Raw genomic sequence first — 18,977 nt, forward strand, 5'->3', positions numbered from 1 at the left:
GGAAACTCTTAGACCTCTAATTTACCGTTAACAAGTCTTGTTATATTCAGCGGGTTATCATCTTTTAACTCATCAGGCAATAATTCTTGCGGCCAATCTTGATAACTAAAAGGCCTTATCCATCTTTTAATCGAATGAATTCCTACTGCCGTAAATCTACTATCAGTTGATGCTGGATATGGCCCTCCGTGGTTCATTGACGGACAAACCTCAACACCAGTTGGTACACCGTTAAAGATAATCCTACCAACTCTATTTTGTAGAGCATCTACTACTCCAGCGTAATTATTAATCTCATCGTTGTCAGAAATTACAGTTCCGGTCAGTTGCCCTTCTAATTTTGAAATTATAGTTTCTAATTGTTCAGCATCTTCACATTGCACTACCATTGAAAATGGCCCAAACACCTCTTGATGCAATGTTGTGTTTTCTAAAAAGGTTTTGCCTTCAACAGTAGTTATGGCTTGTCTTGCATAATTTGGTTTTATGTCGGAATCAAAATCTGCCGTTACTTTTAGACCAGATTGTGCTAACGCTCTTTCTTTATTTTTTTCATAAGCACCAACAATATTAGGGTGTAACATTACAGAAGGTTCAATTTTTACGATTTCTTGCGATAATTGATTAGTAAAGTCAGTTAGCTCTTGACTCTTAATTCCAAATATTAATCCTGGATTGGTACAAAACTGACCTGTACCCAATGTAACAGAACTTGCATAGGTTTTTGCTAAGGCTTCTGCTCTATTTTTTAACGCTTTTGGTAACATCACTACTGGATTTACACTGCCCATTTCGGCAAAAACAGGAATAGGTTCATCACGTTGCGATGCAATATCAAACAAGGCTCGTCCACCTTTAATACTTCCTGTAAAACCTACTGCTTTTACGCCAGGATGTTTTACCAACTGCACACCTACTTCAATACCACTACTATTCAAATTTGAAAACACACCATTAGGCATACCTGTTTTTTCAACTGCATTTAGTATTGCCGAAGCCACCAACTCACCCGTGCCTGCATGCATTGGGTGCGATTTCACAATAACAGGACAACCAGCGGCCAAAGCTGCTGCCGTATCACCACCAGCTGTAGAATAAGCTAATGGAAAATTACTCGCTCCAAAAACCACTACAGGCCCAAGCGGAACCATCATTTTTCTAATATCTGATTTTGGCATTGGTTCTCTATTAGGTTTAGCAGTATCGATAGTTGCTTCTACCCACGAACCTTCTTTTACCAACTCAGCAAATGAACGTAATTGTCCAACAGTTCTGCCCCGTTCTCCTTTGGCACGCCCCTCAGGTAAACCTGTTTCAGAACAATAGGTTTGAATCAATTCATTGTCTAACGCTAAAATTTCATCGGCAATGGCATTTAAAAATGCTACTTTTTTAGCTCCAGATACACTTCTGAAAGTTCCAAAAGCTTTTGTAGCCAAATCAACTGCTGCATCAATTTCTTCTGATGTTGCTTCTGTAAAAACGGAATCATTTTCGGTATTCAATAATGGATTAATCGTTTTATACGTTTTTGACCCTTTGGCTGACAATGTGTTGCCTATGTAGTTTTTTCCAGTAATCATTAATATATTTTTTATTAAAATGTATTATTTATTACAAAACATTGCCTCGCTTTTTAGCATGGCAATGTTTTATTTTAATTAAAATAATTATGTATAAAGTTACATAATTATGCTAGAACTGATAAATTTTTATATTCAGGTAAAGTTGGTCTTACAGCTAACGCATCAGTAATAACTTTTTCTATTCTTTTACGCTCTTCACCCTTTAAAATTAATCTTGGAGCCCTTACATACTCGTTTCCAATACCAGTATGTACTGATGCCATCTTGATGTATTGTACTAATTTAGGATGAATATCTAATTCTAATAAAGGCATAAACCATCTATAAATAGTAATTGCCTCTTGTACTCTTCCTGCTTTTACTAGTTCATAAATTGCAACTGTTTCTGCTGGAAAAGCATCTACTAAACCTGCAACCCAACCATCGGCACCTAAAACTAAACTCTCTAAAGCCAAGGTATCAACACCAGTCATAATTGCTAATCTGTTACCAAATCTATTTTTAATTCTCGTAATATTTGTTGTGTCTCTTGTAGATTCTTTTACTGCTTGTATATTTGGGCAAACATCCAAAAGTTCTTGAAACATATCTAAAGTTACCAATAGCTTGTAGTCTATTGGATTATTATAAATCATAATTGGCAGTGATGTACTATCTGCAACTGTTTTAAAATAGTGCACAATTTCTGCATCACTTGCTTTATATCGCATAGGTGGTAACATCATCAAACCACTTGCTCCATCTTCTTCAGCATTTTTAGCTAAAGCAATTGCCCCTTTGGTAGTTTGTTCCGCAATATTCATTAAAACGGGCACCCTACCATTAACATACGTAACAGTTTCTTTGGTCAAAATTCTTCCTTCTTCTTCAGATAGTGTGCTTGCTTCTCCTAGTGTTCCCCCAAGAACAATACCATGTACTCCAGCATCTAACTGTGCTTGAATATTCACTTTAAACATTTCTAAATCTAACTCATCATTTGAGTTAAATTGTGTTGTTACTGCTGGCATTACACCTTTCCATGTTATATTCATTTTTCTAGTTTTTAATTTGGTGTAAAATTAGATTCAATAATTAAGTCTTTCTAGCCTCGTTTTATCCAATAATAATACTATATTATCCATTTTACAATTATTTATAATACATTTGAATAATTAATGCAAGAATGAAAGTACTTCCATTTAAAATTCCAAAACCAGAATATGATGCCCTGGTTTATCAAGAGGATATAGGTAATTCCTTTTATGATAAATTACATCAACACGAAGAAATTCAAATTAGCCTTATTTTTGAAGGAGAAGGTACCTTAATTGTTGGAGATACCATTAATTATTATAAACCAAATACTATTTTAGTTATTGGCGGAAACTTACCTCATATTTTTAAAAGTGATACAAATACCAATAACAAGTCGGTAATGTTGAGTCTTTTCTTCACTAAAAGCTCATTTGGAAATCATTTTTTTGAATTGGAAGAAATGCGAGCTTTACAGCCTTTTTTTAAGAGAGCAACACATGGCTTTAAAATGATAACACAACAAAAAAAGGCAAAAAAATTATTTTTAAAGTTAAAGAAGGCCAACAAGCTAAATAGATTTTTGATTTTAATTGAGTTATTAAAAATAGCAGCTACTTGCCGATACAAAAGTCTGTCATCTTTTATTTACGAAAAACAATTTTCTGATAATGAAGGAAATAGAATGCGAAATGTTTTTGGCTTTACTATGAGTAATTATAGAAGAGAAATTTACCTTGAAGACGTTGCCGAAATTGCCAATATGACCAAAAATGCTTTTTGCAAATATTTTAAAAAGCGGACTAATAAAACCTATTTTCAATTTTTATCCGAATTGAGAATAGAACACGCCAGTAAACTATTATTGTCAGAAAACAATTACAGCATTTCCGAAATTGCTTTTGAATCTGGGTATAAAAATATCTCAAATTTTAATCGGCAATTTAAAACAGTGAAAAAGTGTAGCCCGTCAAACTATAAAAGGAAAACTAACCTTTAACTTCAATATATTTAGTTCTCTCTCAACTACTCGGGACACTCGAATGGACAAGTTATGTAATCAATTTAAGAAATAAAATTCAAAATTATTTCGAAATAGTTTGTCTATTCAATTTTTTATTCTACATTTGTAGAGTTAATTCTAAAAACGTAGAGCAATGTCCCTGTCAAAAACCGAAGAACAATTAATGCAATATTTATGGAAGCTTGAAAAAGCTTTTATGAAAGACTTGTTGGAGATTTATCCCGAGCCAAAACCTGCGACCACAACAATTGCCACTTTGCTAAAGCGAATGATAGGCAAAGGTTTTGTGGCGTATAAATTGTATGGAAATGCAAGAGAATATTACCCTATAGTAAAGAAGAAAGACTACTTCTCTAAACACGTAAACGGATTAATTAAAACCTTTTTTAATGATTCCGCCTCTCAGTTTGCTTCATTTTTTACTGAAGAAACCAATCTGACTAAAGAAGAATTAGAAGATTTGAAAAAACTAATTGACAAACAAATTAAAGAAAAATAATCATGGCAGCATATCTATTAAAATCAGGGATTATTTTGACAATATTTTATTTGTTTTACAAACTACTATTGGAAAAAGAACCCATCCATATTTTTAAACGAATTTATTTATTGTGCGGTTTGCTATTAGCTTTCACAATTCCATTAATCACTTTTACCACAGTTGTAGAAGTTGAGTCTATTGAATTTATTCCCTATATGGTATCTGAAATTCCTATTGACCAACAAACAACAACTGAATTAGCGACAATAAATTATTGGCCCATCATATTATGGACGGTTTATGGATTTGGAGTAGTACTATTTGGGTTGAAATTCTTAATTAACCTTTTGCAAATTGGTTTAAAAGTTAGAAGAAATACTAAACAAAAAGTAAACCAATTTACTCATGTTTTATTACAAAACCTGACGACCCCACACACCTTTTTTAGCTATATATTTTTAAACAAACATAGGTATATACAACATCAAATTCCACAAGAAGTGTTTTGGCATGAAGAAACCCATGCCAAACAAAAACACAGCTTAGATGTGATTTTAATTGAGTTGCTACAAGTGGTATTTTGGTTTAACCCACTGCTCTACTTTATAAAGAAAGATGTAAAACTGAATCACGAATTTTTAGCAGATAGAGCTGTGTTAAACAAAGGTGTTCCGCTTACAGCTTATCAAGAAATACTATTGACTTTTTCAACGAGTCCAACCGAACCTGCATTAGCCAATGCATTAAATTATTCATCCATTAAAAAAAGATTTACCATTATGAAAACAAGAACATCAAAAAAAGCAGTTTGGATTAAAAGTTTGATTCTGTTGCCGTTGGTTGCGGTGTTGATATATAGTTTTAGCGAGCAAAAGATTGTTGAAGTAGAAAAACGTAAAGAGACAGCAGCTCAATCGATTAATACAAATTTAACAATAAATAATATTGAGATATTAATTAATAAAAATGGCAATTATTTAGTAAATAATATTCAGACAAGTATAGAAAACTTAAAGAAAAGGTTCAATGAAATAAATCCTGATATTACAATTCGGGACAAAGAAAATATTACTGCGAACATCCATACTGATATAAACACAAAAATGGCTTCCATTACAGATTTAAAAATCATTTTGAGGGACTATGGAATCAAGAAAGTGAATATCAACGGGGCACAAAATGTTATAAAACAAAATAGGTTATATCCGAAACCTACCTATAAAGGCAAACCTACTCAAGACACCTACTATGCTGGAGCGAGACTTCTTTCTTACAGTAAAGGAATTCAATATAAAGACACTATAATTGGAGAAGGGCTTTTAATGGAGAAACTTTATGAGGAATTATCAGAAAAGGAGAAAAAAATGTTTCCAATGCTATCATATATACCAGAACCCAAACGAAAAAAAGCACCAACACAGAAAGATATTAATGAATATAAAAAATCCAATTTATATGCTATCTGGATTGACAACAAGAGCGTACCAAATTCCGAATTAGACAAATACCAATTAAGCGAGATAGCATATGTATCTGGCCCAATGACAATTACAAAAACGGGTAGGTCTAAAAAATATCCTCAACCTTTTTGGTGTACTTTTTATACACACAAATATTTTGACCAGAAAGAACTTGGAAAACAAATAATGACTTATGGTGGTGAAAGAATAATAAATTACAGATCAATTGAAAAAATAAATAAAAAGTTTAATAAGTTAAGCTCAGATGGCTTTCAACAGAAAGAAGCCAATCCACAAGAACTAGAAGAATACAACAAATTGGCAAAAAAATACAATGCACAACCCGAGGACAAACGTGTAGTTCAATTAAAAGACTTAAACCGTTTGGAGTCTATTTTTAATAAAATGACGGTACAACAAAAAGGAAATGCTGAGCCTTTTCCGAATTGTCCGCCGCCGCCAATAAAAAACCAAGACAAAGCTACAAAAGAGCAAGTTGCTGAATATAATAAGTTAGCAAAACACTATAATAGTATGTCAAAAAACAATATGGTTGTTAAAGTAACTGACGTAAATCGTCTAAGTTATATTTATAACCTAATGACTAAAAAGCAAAAACAGAATGCCGAGCCATTTCCTAATTTTCCGCCTCCGCCTCCACCAGTAAAGATTGGAGAAAAGGTTTCCGAAGGATATGAGTTACCACCACCTCCGCCACCAGCCCCTAGCCAGAAAACGATAGAAAAAGGTTCAAAAAAATTGCAAAAAGCTTTTAAAAACTTTTCTAAAGAAACTGAACTATATGCTAAAGCTGTGAGAAAATATAGAACTGACAAAAAAGGGTTGGACAACATAGAAAATCAATACAAAAATGTAATGGAACTTCATAAAGCGTATTCAACATTAGCAGAAAAAGAAGGGGTTTTACCAACTCCTCCACCGCCACCTCCTATTCCTGAAGACACAACAGATCATATGATTCAGATGGCAAAAAAAGGAGCATTATTTTATTATGAGGGTAAAAAAATAACATCAGATAAGGCGATTGAAATTACTAAGAAAAACAAGAGCATTAATATTCAAGTGTTAGGGCATGGTTCTAGTAAGCCTATAGTGAAACTCTCTAAGAAGCCTATTACGGTTGAAGAATAACCCCTCCGTCCTTTATCTTTTTTACAAGCTATAAACTATGTAACTGGATACCTCCCCTTGAAATAAGGGGAGGAGCTTTATCCCAAGATTAATCTATAATTTCTTTACAAATTTTGTAATAATTACAATCTGCTGCCCATCAACCTTGCCTTCTATATATTCGGCATTTTCATGGTCTAAAGATATTCGTCTGACGGCCGTACCTTGTTTGGCAACCATACTAGAACCTTTTACTTTTAGATCCTTAATCAGTACAACGGAATCACCAACCTCAAGAATTGCACCATTACTATCCCTATGCACTATAGCATCTTGTGTATCCAAATGTTCGCCAGTCTGCCTTGCAAAAGCCAAGGCTTCATCATCTAAATACATCATATCCAGCAAATCTTGCGGCCAACCTTCAGAGCGTAAGCGTTGTAACATCCGCCAAGAAAGAATTTGTACAGGTCGATGTTCGCTCCACATACTATCATTTAAGCATCGCCAATGGTTGGCGTCCATATTGTCGGCATCTTCAATTTGTTCCAAGCAGGTATTGCAAACCAATACGGCTTCATCAATCGTTTCGTTAAGTGCCGGTGGCAACTTATAAACGGATAGATTTTCCGTTGCTTTGCACATTTCGCAAGTAGAATTACTTCTTTCTTCTAGGTTTTTTAATATACTCATTGTTGTAATTAATTGTTATTTGTATTAGGTTAATAATTTTGTTGTCATTCAGAACGAAGCATATGAGTGTTTGAACATTATCACCATTTTAAGCGAAGTGAAGAATCTCAAATTTACAACGACGAATTCAACAGATTCCTCGTGCCTCGGAATGACACTCTAAATTATCATTTTCATCTCTTTCAAAGCGTTTCTCTTAATTTTTTGGGCAATTTGGCGACAACCAAATCATAAGAATGATCAATAAGTTCTGGGAGCAAGGATTTTGGCAATCGGTTATCAAAAATTATAGTGTTCCAGAGTTTTTTGCTCATGTGGTAACCGGGAATGATAATACCATCATACTCTTCGCGAAGTGCAATGGCTCTTTCGGGGTCGCATTTTAAATTTACTTGTGTGGGTTTTCTTGTTAATCCTGTTAAGGCAAACATTTTACCAAGCACTTTAAAAACAAGTGTATGTTCATCAAAAGGAAAACTTTCGGTAACCCCTTTTTTTCTTAAACAATATTCGCGAAATTCTTCTATGTTCATCATTCCCTTTTTCCTATTTTACCCAAATGGGTATTGTTAAAACTATCATTGAATTTAAGTCCGTAACCAAATACCCTGTCAAAAGCGGAATGTCCAAAAAATACAATCCCGATCATTTGCAAAACTTCACTTTGCAAATAAATTCCCACTAAGTACAACAATATCATAATCCCTTTATGATGCAATATATTATACGTTAATGCTCCAATTTTAGAGTTAATAGCATAACCTACAAAGCCAACATCCGGCAAGAAAAACAGCAATAAATACCACCACCAATCAAAATTTAACAATGAAAACAAGTAAATAGAAAGAGCAAACAATACTATCTCTTCAAATTTAAGAATATTCTTCATCATCATTTTTTAATTTAAAACCTCATATAAAATGGGCTTACTAGGTGAGGCGTTATTTTCAAATGGGGCAATTTGTAGGTTTAAAAAATACTTCCCGTCTTTGATACTATTGGGTACAAAAATAAACTCAGTTATGGTTGCACTTTTTCTTACCCTACCATTGGTATTCCAAAAAGCATTATGAGCTAATAATTTACCACCATCTTTTTCTTTATCTACTGATGGTAGGTCGATTAACAAGTGTTCTATGCCCTTATTCTTTAAATGCTCCACAGCTTCTTCCAACAAATAAGGTGGATTGGTCTTGGAGTAGTTTCGCTTTAATTTGTCGCTAGTATTTGGCATAGTGCGTATAATTATGGCCTCACGTTTTTTATTGCCTAACACAAACTGTATTTGTTTTTTAGATATAACAAAATCGCCATCAATTTTCTCCGGAGCAACGGTAACTACTTCTGCCAAAAAGAAAAACTGTTTTAAAGACTGATTGAGAGAAATAAATTCTTTGGTTATATGACCAACACATTCAGTATGCGTACCATGGGCATGCGGCTTAAAATAAATGGAATTAAAATTTGAAGAATGCTTTTTTTTGATACTTCTCATTTTTTTTAACCGTGGGCTTTTTTGATTCCAGGCCAGTACTCCTACATTGTCTCGTGTTAAGGGCAGAGGTATTGAAATATCTAAAGGTTCGGATAAGTTTATCTTTAATTTTTGTGATCCGTATTGTATTGTTGTGAGCATATTCTTTTGCGTCATTTATTATAATTCCAAATATAAGGATTAAATAAAGTTTCACGCAAAGGAAGCAAAGATTTTCGCAAAGGTTTACCCTAATCAATTATAAAAAGTTCACTAGCTAGACCATCTGCCAAAAATTTACCTTTTTTAGTCGTTTTTAGTTTCTCTTTATTTGTTACCTGCAACAAATTTTGTTCGACAAATTTTTGAGCTTTTTTTAGTAAATCGCTCTTATAGTTTTTACCAAATTCATTTTCTATTTTTTGTAAATCTACGCCCCAAATGGTTCTCAGACCGGTCATTATGGCCTCGTTGAACCGATTGTCTATCGATAATTCTTCTATTTCTCTAGGGATTTTATGCTGTTGAATTGCCTTTAGGTACTTTACATTATTGGAAACGTTCCAACTCCGTTCTTTCCCGTTAAAGGAATGTGCCGAAGGCCCAATACCCAAATACGATTTACCAAACCAGTAGGCCGTATTGTGTTTTGAAAAATAATTGGGCTTGCCAAAATTGGAAATTTCGTAATGCACAAACCCTTGTTTTTCGGTTTCAGCAACCAAAATATTAAAATGCTCCAATGCCAGTTCTTCAGATACGTCGGGATATTTTCCTTGGTGGATAAAACTTTCCAATGCCGTTTTTGGTTCCACCGTTAAGGCGTAGCTTGAAATATGGTTGATACCGAAATCAAAAACAGTTTTCAAGTTTTCTTTCCAACGTTTATTTGACATGTTTGGAATGCCATAAATCAAATCAACTGTAATATTGTTAAAGTATTTTGTAGCTTCTTCTAAGCATTTTTTAGCTTGTGTTGCATTATGTGAACGGTTCATAATTCGCAAATCTTCATCAAAAAACGATTGGATTCCGATACTTAATCGGTTGATTTGGGAAGATGCCAGTTCCTCAATTTTTCCAATGGTTAAATCGTCAGGGTTAGCCTCCAAGGTAATTTCAGGTTTTTCAATTACTTCGTAATTTTCATAAATCGCAGTTAATAAAATTTGCAACTCCTCAGCAGTCAATAAGGAAGGTGTACCGCCGCCGAAGTAAATGGTTTCAACCTCTTCATTAAGTTCATTTTTACGCAACACCAATTCGGTTGCTAAGGCTTGTACCATTTCTTCTTTTCGTTTTAACGAAGTAGAAAAGTGAAAGTCACAATAATGGCAAGCTTGTTTGCAGAAGGGAATATGGAGATAAATACTAGACATTAACTAGTTTTTAACCAAACTATTAAAAATGAAAGTCCGTACCCTATTATCATATAAAATATCACTGAGATAAAATATATAAAAATGATCTTAATAATATTTAAAAAACTTATCCTTTGAAAAAAGGATAGCAATGCATAAATCATATAAAAAAGCATAACTATAAATGGCACCATTCTATATTGTGCACCTACATATTGTAAACCAAACATTAATACAGTCGTTATTACAATATAAAAACCAATAACATAAAATGAAATTGCAATATATTCAGCAAATGTATACCTTTTAAAAAATAATAATTTAACAGCAACAGCAAATGTGAAAACAAAAGTAAAAATGATATTATTTACGTTTTTTGCCATAAAAACTCCAGCATTAGTAATTAAGTTTTGACTCACTCCTATGCCTCCAGCTTCGACCATATTCTGCATTGGATCGTAATTCAATAGTGACTTTACAAGTACAAAAATCAGTGTTACTAAGATAAAAAATGGAACTGGTTTATAATACGTTTTTCTTTTTCCATTTAGATACTCCCTAAATAGCTTTCCTGGGTTTACCACTAATAATTTAAGCGTAAGAAGTAAAGGTGAATTTACTGAAAAAACAACATCGATAAAATCTTGAAGCGTCTCTTTAAATGTAACTTTATGTACGGATGCTCTTTGACCACATTTACTACAATAGTTAGCAATCAAATTACTTTGGCAGTTTTTGCAATATGTTGGTTCTTTTCTCGTAATCATATTTATTTCCCTACCCTTTTCTCATTATTCTTTACAAAACTAGACCAGCCCGAATAACTTTTATCTCCCACAACCTTTCCATCATTATAAAAATGACAAACGGCAGCTGCTAAACCATCGGTGGAATCCAAGTTTTTTGGTAGTTCTTTTAAACTCAATGTACTTTGTAGCATTTTGGCAACCTGTTCTTTACTGGCATTTCCGTTTCCAGTAATTGCCATTTTTATTTTTTTGGGGGAATATTCCGTAATGGGTATTTGCCTTGAGAGACCCGCGGCCATAGCTACACCCTGTGCACGACCCAGCTTTAACATACTCTGCACATTTTTACCAAAAAAAGGGGCCTCAATGGCAATTTCGTCAGGGTGATAATTGTCAATTAATTCTATTGTACGTTCAAAAATAAGTTTGAGTTTAACGTAGTGATTGGAGTATTTTTTGAGTTGCAATTCGTTCAATTGCATAAACTGCATTTGTTTGTTCACCACTTTTATTAACCCAAAACCCATAACGGTGGTTCCGGGATCAATGCCTAATATTATTTTTTCTGAATTCAAGTTCTCTCTTTAACTATGTTTACAAAACTAAACAATTCTACGTTGCCAAGGCATCTAATGTCGAAGTTCAAAAGTAGTCACCACTATACCATGATCGGAAGGATACATAATTTCTTTACCGTTAATAATCAAAGGTTCATCAAGAAAAGCATTGTACGATTCCGATTTTACAGCTTTTAATTTTGGACTTTTATAAAAAATATAATCTATTCTGTGTTCATCCCTTTTACCTTTACCATCCCAAGTAATCCCAGGATGTGAAATAGGGTCGGGGTTTACTTCGCGATAAGAATCTATCAAGCCTATTTCTTCTAGCACCTTAGTGGCATACCACGGCACAACTAGATTATTATGGATTGTCGCGGTTTCCTTGCCCCAATCTAAATGTGATGGCGTATTCATATCTCCCCCAAAAATCATCGGAATAGAATCAGCTTGCGAAGCATATTTCTTGATTGTTGGCAGCACTTTCTGAATCATATTATACCTAGTCTCTGTTCGCTCCCATTCCAATAATTCTTCTGCGGTCTTACCCATTTTTTCAGGTTCATTATTCCAAGGTAAATAATGAAACCAATTAGAAAAAACATTCATTTTTTGATTGTTAATAATAACTTCTCTACCACCGAGGTAAAAAGGAAATTCGGTATCAATCCTTTCTCCAAAAGGAAACTTAGAAAAAATAGACAGATTCACACTTTTATCATCTAAAGCTGTTCCTTCTGGGGCAATCAAATGAAAGTTATATCCTAAAGAGTCAGCTATCATTTTACCAGAACCATAGGTCTCTACCATTACAATAATATCAGGATTTATTTCTTTAATAATTTTTATGGCGTTTTGAGGTCCGTTTTCAATATCATTAGCTCCGTGCAAAATATTCCATGCCATTACTTTAAAAGCACTCGTTTGTTCTTGTGTTCTACAACTAACCATTAAAATAAAAAAGGTAAAGAAAATAAGTAATCGTTTCATTCTATTTGTATTTCAATTTTCAAATATTAGTTTTACTTTGCACTAAAATACAATTCGTTGCCAAATAAAACCAAACATTTCTTCTTTTTTCTGATAAAATTGGCCATTGTGGTCGGGGCGTTTTATTTTATCTACAACAAAACCATTCATAATGATCAGCTTAGTATTCAAGATTTTACCAATCAACTTGAACAAAGTGTCTTTACAAGCTATAAATCCATCTTATTATTATTGATTTTAACAATCTGTAATTGGTTATTTGAAATTTTAAAATGGAAAACATTGGTTTTAAGCATCAAAAAAATATCCTTATATGATGCTTTTCGACAAAGTTTAGGTTCATTAACTGCATCCTTATTTACCCCCAACCGAATTGGCGAATACGGTGCAAAAGCTTTTTATTTTAAAAAAGGGAATAGGCGAAAAATACTATTGCTCAATCTGCTTGGAAACATAAGTCAAATGTCAGTTACAGTAGTTTTAGGGTTAATCGGATTGGTTTATGTGGTAACCCATTTTGATGTTGACATTGATTTTCATCGGTTTAGGAAAATAGGTTATATTTTAGTATTAGTTGTACTATTTTTAATTGGTGGAAGCCTCAAAGGGTCAAAAAAAATCAGAGGTTTTTATATTGATAAAATAACTGATTTCATAAAAAATATGCCAGTAGATTTACATCTAAAAATTATATTGTTCTCATTAGTTAGGTATATTATTTTCTCGCATCAGTTTTATTTTTTACTCACTATTTTCGGGGTTAACGTTGATTATTTAACTTGTATGAGCTTAATTACATCTATGTATTTTCTAGCTTCAATTGTGCCTAGTTTAGCACTGCTAGATTGGCTGGTAAAAGGCTCTGTTGCCATTTGGGTATTTAGTCTAATTGGTGTAAATGAATTGGTAATTGTAACTATTTCCTTATTAATGTGGATATTAAATTTTGGAATACCAGCAGTTATTGGCAGCTACTTTGTATTAAATTTTAACACCGCTCAACAAAGATGATACTGCCTTCAATTATCATAGTATTGTGTTATGGAGTGTTAATAATCACTCTGGGTATCGGATTTAATAAGGTAAAGGAATTTACACCATCTGTTGAAATCCCCAAAACTAAATTTTCGATTATTATTCCCTTTCGGAATGAAGAAAATAATCTGACTGAACTACTTAATAGTCTTTCATTACTCAATTACCCTAAAGAACTTTTTGAAATTTTGATGATTGATGATGATTCTGATGATGATTCAATAAAAATCATCGAGCTGTCTAAAACCAGATACCCCAATTTACCCATTCTCATTTTAGAAAACTTAAGAGAGTCTACTTCTCCCAAAAAAGATGCTATTGAAACTGCCATAAATAAAGCACAATTTGACTGGATTATCACTACCGATGCCGATTGCATTGTACCAAAAAATTGGCTACAAACTTTTGATGCTTTTATACAAACCCATCAACCTAAATTAGTGGCTACACCAGTAACTTATATAGTTGGAAACTCATTTTTAGAACAATTTCAATTGTTTGATTTCTTAAGTCTGCAAGCAGCAACTATTGGAGGATTTGGTCTTAACAAACCCTTTTTATGCAACGGAGCCAATCTTTGTTATCAAAAATCGGTATATTTTGAAGTAAACGGTTTTGAAGGCAATGCACACATTGCCAGTGGTGATGATATTTTTTTAATGGAAAAAATAAAAAACAAATTTCCTAATGGTGTTCAGTTTTTAAAGTCTAAAGATGCTCTCGTTTATACGAAACCTCAACCTACACTCAAATCTTTAATTTCACAACGTGTACGTTGGGCGGCAAAAACATCATCGGTCAAGACTACTTTTACCAAATTGGTAGGAGTTATAGTTTTTATAATTAATTTTTTATTGGTTTTGACAGTATTTATGGTTTTGGCCAAGCTAGTTTTATGGCAACATCTACTCCTCCTATTTATGGTTAAATTGGTTTTAGACCTTTCCCTGTTATTAAAAGTGTTCTTCCTTTTTAAACAACCTTTTAATGTTCCATTGTATTTGCTGAGTAGTTTATGCTACCCATTTTTTAGTATGTTTGTGATTGCTCTTTCTTTCAACAAAGGATTTCGATGGAAAGGAAGAAGCTTTAAAAAATAACCAATGGCAAACCTAAACTACAACACTTCAAATCCCGTTTTTAGCCGCTATATCTGGAAATACGGTCGAAGTTCGGCTTCAAAAATGACCTTAAACGGCATTTTTATAAAGTCGCTATTTTCCATAATGCTAGTTGGGGTAACAACGTGGTATGTATGGGATTTAGTTAACAAAGGGCAAGATGTACAATATTACACCTATGGAGGATTAGCAGCAGCGGTTGTATTTAGTATTATAACTTCTTATAAAAAGAAATGGTCGCCCATTACAACTCCACTTTACGCCTTATCAAAAGGGTTGTTTTTGGGCGGTATTTCTGCGTATGCTGAAATTCGTTTTGAAGGCATGCCTATGCGTGCAGTTAGTGTCACTATTCTTACTTTTTTTATTATGCTTTTGCTTTATAAAGCAAGAATTGTTGTGGTTACCAAACGGTTTAGAAGTGTTATAATTACATCCATCATAACCATAATGAGCATTTATGTTATCAGTTGGATATTAAATTTCTTTGGTATTGCCACACCTTATATTTGGGGAACTTCCTATTTTGCCATTGGGTTTAATATTATTGCCGCAATGGTTGCATCATTCTCCTTAATGCTCGATTTCGATTTTATAGACAGAAAGCTCTACAAAGCACCAAAATATTACGAATGGGTGGCTACTTGGGGCTTATTGGTTACATTGATATGGTTGTATGTAGAAGTATTACGGTTGATGAAAAAATTAGCAATTAGGTTCTAACCTAAATCGTCTTCACCTCAACCGCCATTCTATATTGCGATTTTACAAAAATGCCACGCTTAACAGCAGGTTTCATCGTTGGTAAACGGTCAATACTTTGTTCTAGTATTTGTTTAAAATCAGGAATCTGATCATCAATAGCAGCCGTAGAATTTACATTTACCAAACTTGCCCTGCCTGTATTATCAATCAGAATATCTATCCATGCTGTATCGTTTATTGCTTTTTTGACCTTAATATCTTCTTGTCCCAAAGATTCAGTCAATTTTTGGGGCAACGTTTTGTAAAAACACGTTTTTTGATTATCATTTTCAGCGTAATTTTCACATTCCGGAAATATAGGGTACGTATCTACTTTGGTAAAATCAATGATAGAATTAGAAACTTCCAAATTACTTTTTGACGTAGAAGAACTAGTCGAAAAATACTCACATGAAGTAAGTAAAAGTATAAAAAAAAGAAAACTGAAGGTTCGCCTTAGCATTGTTTGTTCTAAAACAACGAAAGTACAATTTTTTGATAAAATAATCTTATTTCTCAGGCTCTGCTTTCATAAAAAGTTCTTTCTTAATGTCTTTAATACGAGATTTCGCGTATAAAGTAGATTTTTTATCATAAGTGGAGAATTTTTCTACATACTTTTCAAAGTGCTTTAAGGCAATCTTTTTATCCTTATAAAAATCGTCTGATAACATTGCTATTTGAAACAATAGTTGGTAATTTCTAGAGTTATTTTCAAAACCTTTCTGAAAAGATGCTATAGCTTTTTTAACTTCTTTTTGTTCTAATTGCACCTTACCTAGTTCAAAATAATTCTTGTCAACATCTGGTTTTTGAAATGCAATAGACATGTGAAAAGTCATTTCTGCTTTTTTATATTCTTTCATAGCCGCATGCACCAACCCTATATTAAATAGATTATTTGCATCCCTAAAATCTGACTTTCTTACTTTATTAAAATACAGAAGAGCGTTTTCATAGTCTTCTAATTTAAAATAACTTAACCCAAATAATTTATTGACAAAAGGTGTTATAAAATTTTGGCTCTCTAATTTTTTTAGATAAACCAGCGTACTATCATATTCTTTTTCTAAAAATTCGTATTGAGCTTTAAGTTGTAAAAAATTCAGATTATCAGCATTAATTGCTAAACCTCTATCTATAAAAATTCCTGCGGAATCCCTAACCTTTACCTTATTGAAAAATTTAGCCAATTGATAAATACTTTTAACGTGAGCTGAATCTAATTTATAAGCTCTTAAATAAGATTTAGTAGGGTCTTTTTTAATTTTTTCATAAGCTTCACCCAACTCATAATGATAATTAGGATTGGTCGAATCTTTCTCAACTAAACCATTTAGCAAATCAATAGCTTTAGCCGTTTTTCTGTTTGCGGCATACAGCTTTGCTAAATTGTACTGTAATAATAAATTATCTGGGTTGGCTTTTAATACTTCACTTTGCAGTTTAATTGCTTTTACGGTATTGCCCGTATATTGATAGCATTTACCTAATTGTTCTTTTATTTTGTCGGATGGTTTTAAATTATAAACCTTATTATAGTAATCTATGGCATTCGCATAATTGCCCGTTTTACGGTAAATATCTGCTATTTTTTGTAGCACCTCGGCAGTTGGGTTTTCTTCGGCTTTTAATTTTTGCAACGCCACTTGATAATCACCCTTTTCTAAATACTCATCTGCAATAACCAAAACCGATGTTTGAGCATCAGTTTTGGCTATACATATTATAAAAAGCAATAGAACTAATTTTTTTCTCATAGTAAAAATCAATGGTACTACATTGTAATTTTATAATTGTTGTTTTCATTTATTTTAAATTCCGTTTGTGGTAATCCTTTAAAATTAAAAACTAGAGTTTCACCTTTATTAGCCTTAATTTTAAAATTTCCATCAAAATCAGTAACAACAGCTGCACTTTTACCTTTAACAGAAATAGCAACTCCCGGAAGCCCTTTTAATTTTCCTGAAACGTTGCCGTTTACATTACCATAAATTACACCCTGTTTTAGAGTGTTGTTAATTGAAGCTAATACTTTAGGTTGGCTTTCAAGTTTACTTTTTTGATAATTAACACCATGTTTTTGATCTTCGCTATTGGTAACCATTAAGGTAATGGGCAAGGTATATTTTACCGCTACTTTTTTTCCTTCATATTCACCCGGAATCATTTTAGGAAGGCTTTTTATCACTCTTATGGCCTCTTTCACTAAATCAGCATGTGGAGCACGAGCTCTTACTGCTGTAACACTTCCATCCTTGCCAATCTTAAACTGTACATAAACCTTGTTTTCTCCTGGTTCTAATTGCAATGTTTTGGTTAAGCCCATATTAAATTTCTGGCCAACATATTTTTGAATGCTTTCTTGAAAGCATTTTTTAGGATCTTCAGCATTTTCGCAATCAGGAAAAATAGGTGCATTTTCTATGGCAGCAAAGGGTACGCCATTTTTTATAACAATCTCATCAATAGGCCTAGATTCTACTTCTTCTTTTCCTGAAATATGACTATTGACTTCTTCTTTTTTTTTGAGCAAATATAAATAAAGTGCCTCTTTTGTCATTTGCTTCCTATCATCATTTCCATTATCCGCCTTTTTCAATTCTTCAATAATCTTATTCAATCTTTCATCAATAAATTTTTTTGTTTCAGGACTCTCTATTGTTATTTCTTCAAGTGGAGTTTCCTTCTCAATAATAGGTTCCGCCTTTTCACAGGAAGTATAGGCCAACATTCCTAGCAATGCAGGTATTAACAATGCATACTTAAATTTTAACAGTTGTTTTGATTTGTTTTTGTTTAACATAACGATACGTTTTTTAAGTAATGATTTTTTAAAAAATGGGTTAATAAATGATATATTTTGTGTGCTAAAAGTTTCAGCCAATAAATTATTGAAATAGATTGCTTTGCTTTCAGCTTTTATTGCTTTTGAGTCGGCTATAAATTCATGAAGTTCTGCTACTCTGGCCTGGTACAAATAACTATAAGGGTTGAACCAAAACACAATTTTTTGGAGTTCAAAAAATAACAGATCTAAGCTGTGTTTTTGTTTAACATGCACCAGTTCATGTTCAATAATCTGTGATTTATTGCTACGCTCTTTACCTAAAAAAATATAGTTAAAGAAAGAGAAAGCCTTGTTGTTTTTTAACCATACCAAATAATAACTAGAGGTAAACTCTTTATCATTGGTAGTAATTAATTTTATAATCTTATAAAGTCTTAAGACAAAAAAAGTTTTAGCGACCAAAACACCAAACCAAAAAATAACTTTTAAGACCAAAAAGAACAGCATTGACCAATCGAATTGCTGCTCTATTACCGCAGATGGATTTAATACCACCTCGGGCAATAGTACCAAATATTCTTGAGGTATCATTTCTTGGACTTGATTAATTTTAATTGACGGTATAACATAAGCCAAAACTGAAGTAGCCAATAAGTAAACTCTATTCCATTGAAAAAAGGTCTCTCTTTTCAACAACAAATCATAAAACGCTAAAAATAGTGTTTGGAACAATAACACTTTGATAATATAGTCTAACATAATT

At 32.8% G+C, this 18,977-nt stretch carries 19 protein-coding genes; 6 read left to right on the forward strand and 13 right to left on the reverse strand.

Annotation, left to right across the window (positions count from 1 at the left end):
• Positions 1-8: 8 nt before the first annotated feature.
• The gene (locus U5A88_RS12240; protein WP_354206838.1) at positions 9-1,583 is read right to left on the reverse strand and encodes an aldehyde dehydrogenase (NADP(+)); all 1,575 of its coding nucleotides are present in this window, start codon (positions 1,581-1,583) and stop codon (positions 9-11) included.
• A gap of 107 nt (positions 1,584-1,690) precedes the next feature.
• Entirely contained in the window at positions 1,691-2,620 is a 930-nt protein-coding gene (locus tag U5A88_RS12245) for a dihydrodipicolinate synthase family protein (RefSeq protein WP_354206840.1), read from the reverse strand.
• A 131-nt stretch (positions 2,621-2,751) separates the two neighbouring features.
• On the opposite strand from U5A88_RS12245, the gene U5A88_RS12250 reads away from it, so the two are divergent.
• The 3 genes from U5A88_RS12250 to U5A88_RS12260 all read left to right on the forward strand — a co-directional run bounded on the left by U5A88_RS12250 (position 2,752) and on the right by U5A88_RS12260 (position 6,717).
• Positions 2,752-3,600, forward strand: a complete 849-nt coding sequence (locus U5A88_RS12250) for an AraC family transcriptional regulator (protein ID WP_354206842.1) — start codon at positions 2,752-2,754, stop codon at positions 3,598-3,600.
• Between the two features lie 157 nt (positions 3,601-3,757).
• A complete protein-coding gene (locus tag U5A88_RS12255; RefSeq protein ID WP_354206844.1) occupies positions 3,758-4,123 on the forward strand; it encodes a BlaI/MecI/CopY family transcriptional regulator in 366 nt (121 codons plus the stop codon).
• Positions 4,124-4,125: 2 nt separating this feature from the next.
• Positions 4,126-6,717, forward strand: coding sequence for a M56 family metallopeptidase (locus U5A88_RS12260; protein WP_354206846.1), 2,592 nt, complete (start codon positions 4,126-4,128; stop codon positions 6,715-6,717).
• 93 nt (positions 6,718-6,810) lie between these two features.
• Here the strand turns inward: U5A88_RS12260 and U5A88_RS12265 are convergent, their stop codons facing one another.
• From U5A88_RS12265 to U5A88_RS12300, 8 genes are all read right to left on the reverse strand, one after another.
• Positions 6,811-7,389: a PhnA domain-containing protein gene (locus U5A88_RS12265; protein WP_354206848.1), complete on the reverse strand. Its 579-nt coding sequence runs from the start codon at positions 7,387-7,389 to the stop codon at positions 6,811-6,813.
• Positions 7,390-7,571: 182 nt separating this feature from the next.
• Positions 7,572-7,922 (reverse strand): MmcQ/YjbR family DNA-binding protein, encoded by a 351-nt coding sequence (locus U5A88_RS12270; RefSeq protein ID WP_354208182.1) that lies wholly within the window; start codon positions 7,920-7,922, stop codon positions 7,572-7,574.
• On the reverse strand, positions 7,922-8,284 hold the full coding sequence (locus tag U5A88_RS12275; protein WP_354206849.1) for a DUF4260 domain-containing protein: 363 nt from the start codon (positions 8,282-8,284) through the stop codon (positions 7,922-7,924). Before U5A88_RS12275 ends, U5A88_RS12270 begins: the two co-directional genes overlap by 1 nt.
• Positions 8,285-8,287: 3 nt before the next feature.
• Complete coding sequence (locus tag U5A88_RS12280; RefSeq protein ID WP_354208184.1) at positions 8,288-9,025, reverse strand: cyclase family protein; 738 nt, start codon at positions 9,023-9,025, stop codon at positions 8,288-8,290.
• A gap of 89 nt (positions 9,026-9,114) precedes the next feature.
• Positions 9,115-10,242: a radical SAM family heme chaperone HemW gene (gene hemW / locus U5A88_RS12285; RefSeq protein WP_354206851.1), complete on the reverse strand. Its 1,128-nt coding sequence runs from the start codon at positions 10,240-10,242 to the stop codon at positions 9,115-9,117.
• On the reverse strand, positions 10,242-10,991 hold the full coding sequence (locus U5A88_RS12290) for a DUF3667 domain-containing protein (protein WP_354206853.1): 750 nt from the start codon (positions 10,989-10,991) through the stop codon (positions 10,242-10,244). The genes hemW and U5A88_RS12290 overlap by 1 nt, the downstream gene beginning before the upstream one ends.
• Positions 10,992-10,993: 2 nt before the next feature.
• Positions 10,994-11,548, reverse strand: coding sequence for a crossover junction endodeoxyribonuclease RuvC (gene ruvC, locus U5A88_RS12295; RefSeq protein WP_354206855.1), 555 nt, complete (start codon positions 11,546-11,548; stop codon positions 10,994-10,996).
• Positions 11,549-11,602: 54 nt separating this feature from the next.
• A complete protein-coding gene (locus tag U5A88_RS12300; protein WP_354206856.1) occupies positions 11,603-12,523 on the reverse strand; it encodes an endonuclease/exonuclease/phosphatase family protein in 921 nt (306 codons plus the stop codon).
• A gap of 57 nt (positions 12,524-12,580) precedes the next feature.
• Between U5A88_RS12300 and U5A88_RS12305 the strand changes: the two genes are divergently transcribed.
• From U5A88_RS12305 to U5A88_RS12315, 3 genes are read left to right on the forward strand one after another with little or no spacing between them, the layout of a single operon-like run.
• Complete coding sequence (locus U5A88_RS12305; protein ID WP_354206858.1) at positions 12,581-13,534, forward strand: lysylphosphatidylglycerol synthase domain-containing protein; 954 nt, start codon at positions 12,581-12,583, stop codon at positions 13,532-13,534.
• Positions 13,531-14,658, forward strand: a complete 1,128-nt coding sequence (locus U5A88_RS12310) for a glycosyltransferase (protein ID WP_354206860.1) — start codon at positions 13,531-13,533, stop codon at positions 14,656-14,658. Before U5A88_RS12305 ends, U5A88_RS12310 begins: the two co-directional genes overlap by 4 nt.
• 3 nt (positions 14,659-14,661) lie before the next feature.
• Positions 14,662-15,402, forward strand: a complete 741-nt coding sequence (locus tag U5A88_RS12315; RefSeq protein ID WP_354206862.1) for a Bax inhibitor-1/YccA family protein — start codon at positions 14,662-14,664, stop codon at positions 15,400-15,402.
• A gap of 1 nt (position 15,403) precedes the next feature.
• Here U5A88_RS12315 and U5A88_RS12320 read toward each other — a convergent pair whose 3' ends face one another.
• Genes U5A88_RS12320 through U5A88_RS12330 form a run of 3 tightly spaced genes read right to left on the reverse strand, consistent with a single transcriptional unit; the run spans position 15,404 to position 18,973 of the window.
• Positions 15,404-15,886: a hypothetical protein gene (locus tag U5A88_RS12320; RefSeq protein ID WP_354206864.1), complete on the reverse strand. Its 483-nt coding sequence runs from the start codon at positions 15,884-15,886 to the stop codon at positions 15,404-15,406.
• Between the two features lie 46 nt (positions 15,887-15,932).
• The gene (locus U5A88_RS12325; RefSeq protein WP_354206866.1) at positions 15,933-17,183 is read right to left on the reverse strand and encodes a tetratricopeptide repeat protein; all 1,251 of its coding nucleotides are present in this window, start codon (positions 17,181-17,183) and stop codon (positions 15,933-15,935) included.
• 17 nt (positions 17,184-17,200) lie between these two features.
• A complete protein-coding gene (locus tag U5A88_RS12330; protein WP_354206868.1) occupies positions 17,201-18,973 on the reverse strand; it encodes a carboxypeptidase-like regulatory domain-containing protein in 1,773 nt (590 codons plus the stop codon).
• Positions 18,974-18,977 lie beyond the last annotated feature (4 nt).

Origin of the sequence: Aureibaculum sp. 2308TA14-22 (assembly GCF_040538665.1) — a bacterium.
Classification (GTDB): domain Bacteria; phylum Bacteroidota; class Bacteroidia; order Flavobacteriales; family Flavobacteriaceae; genus Aureibaculum.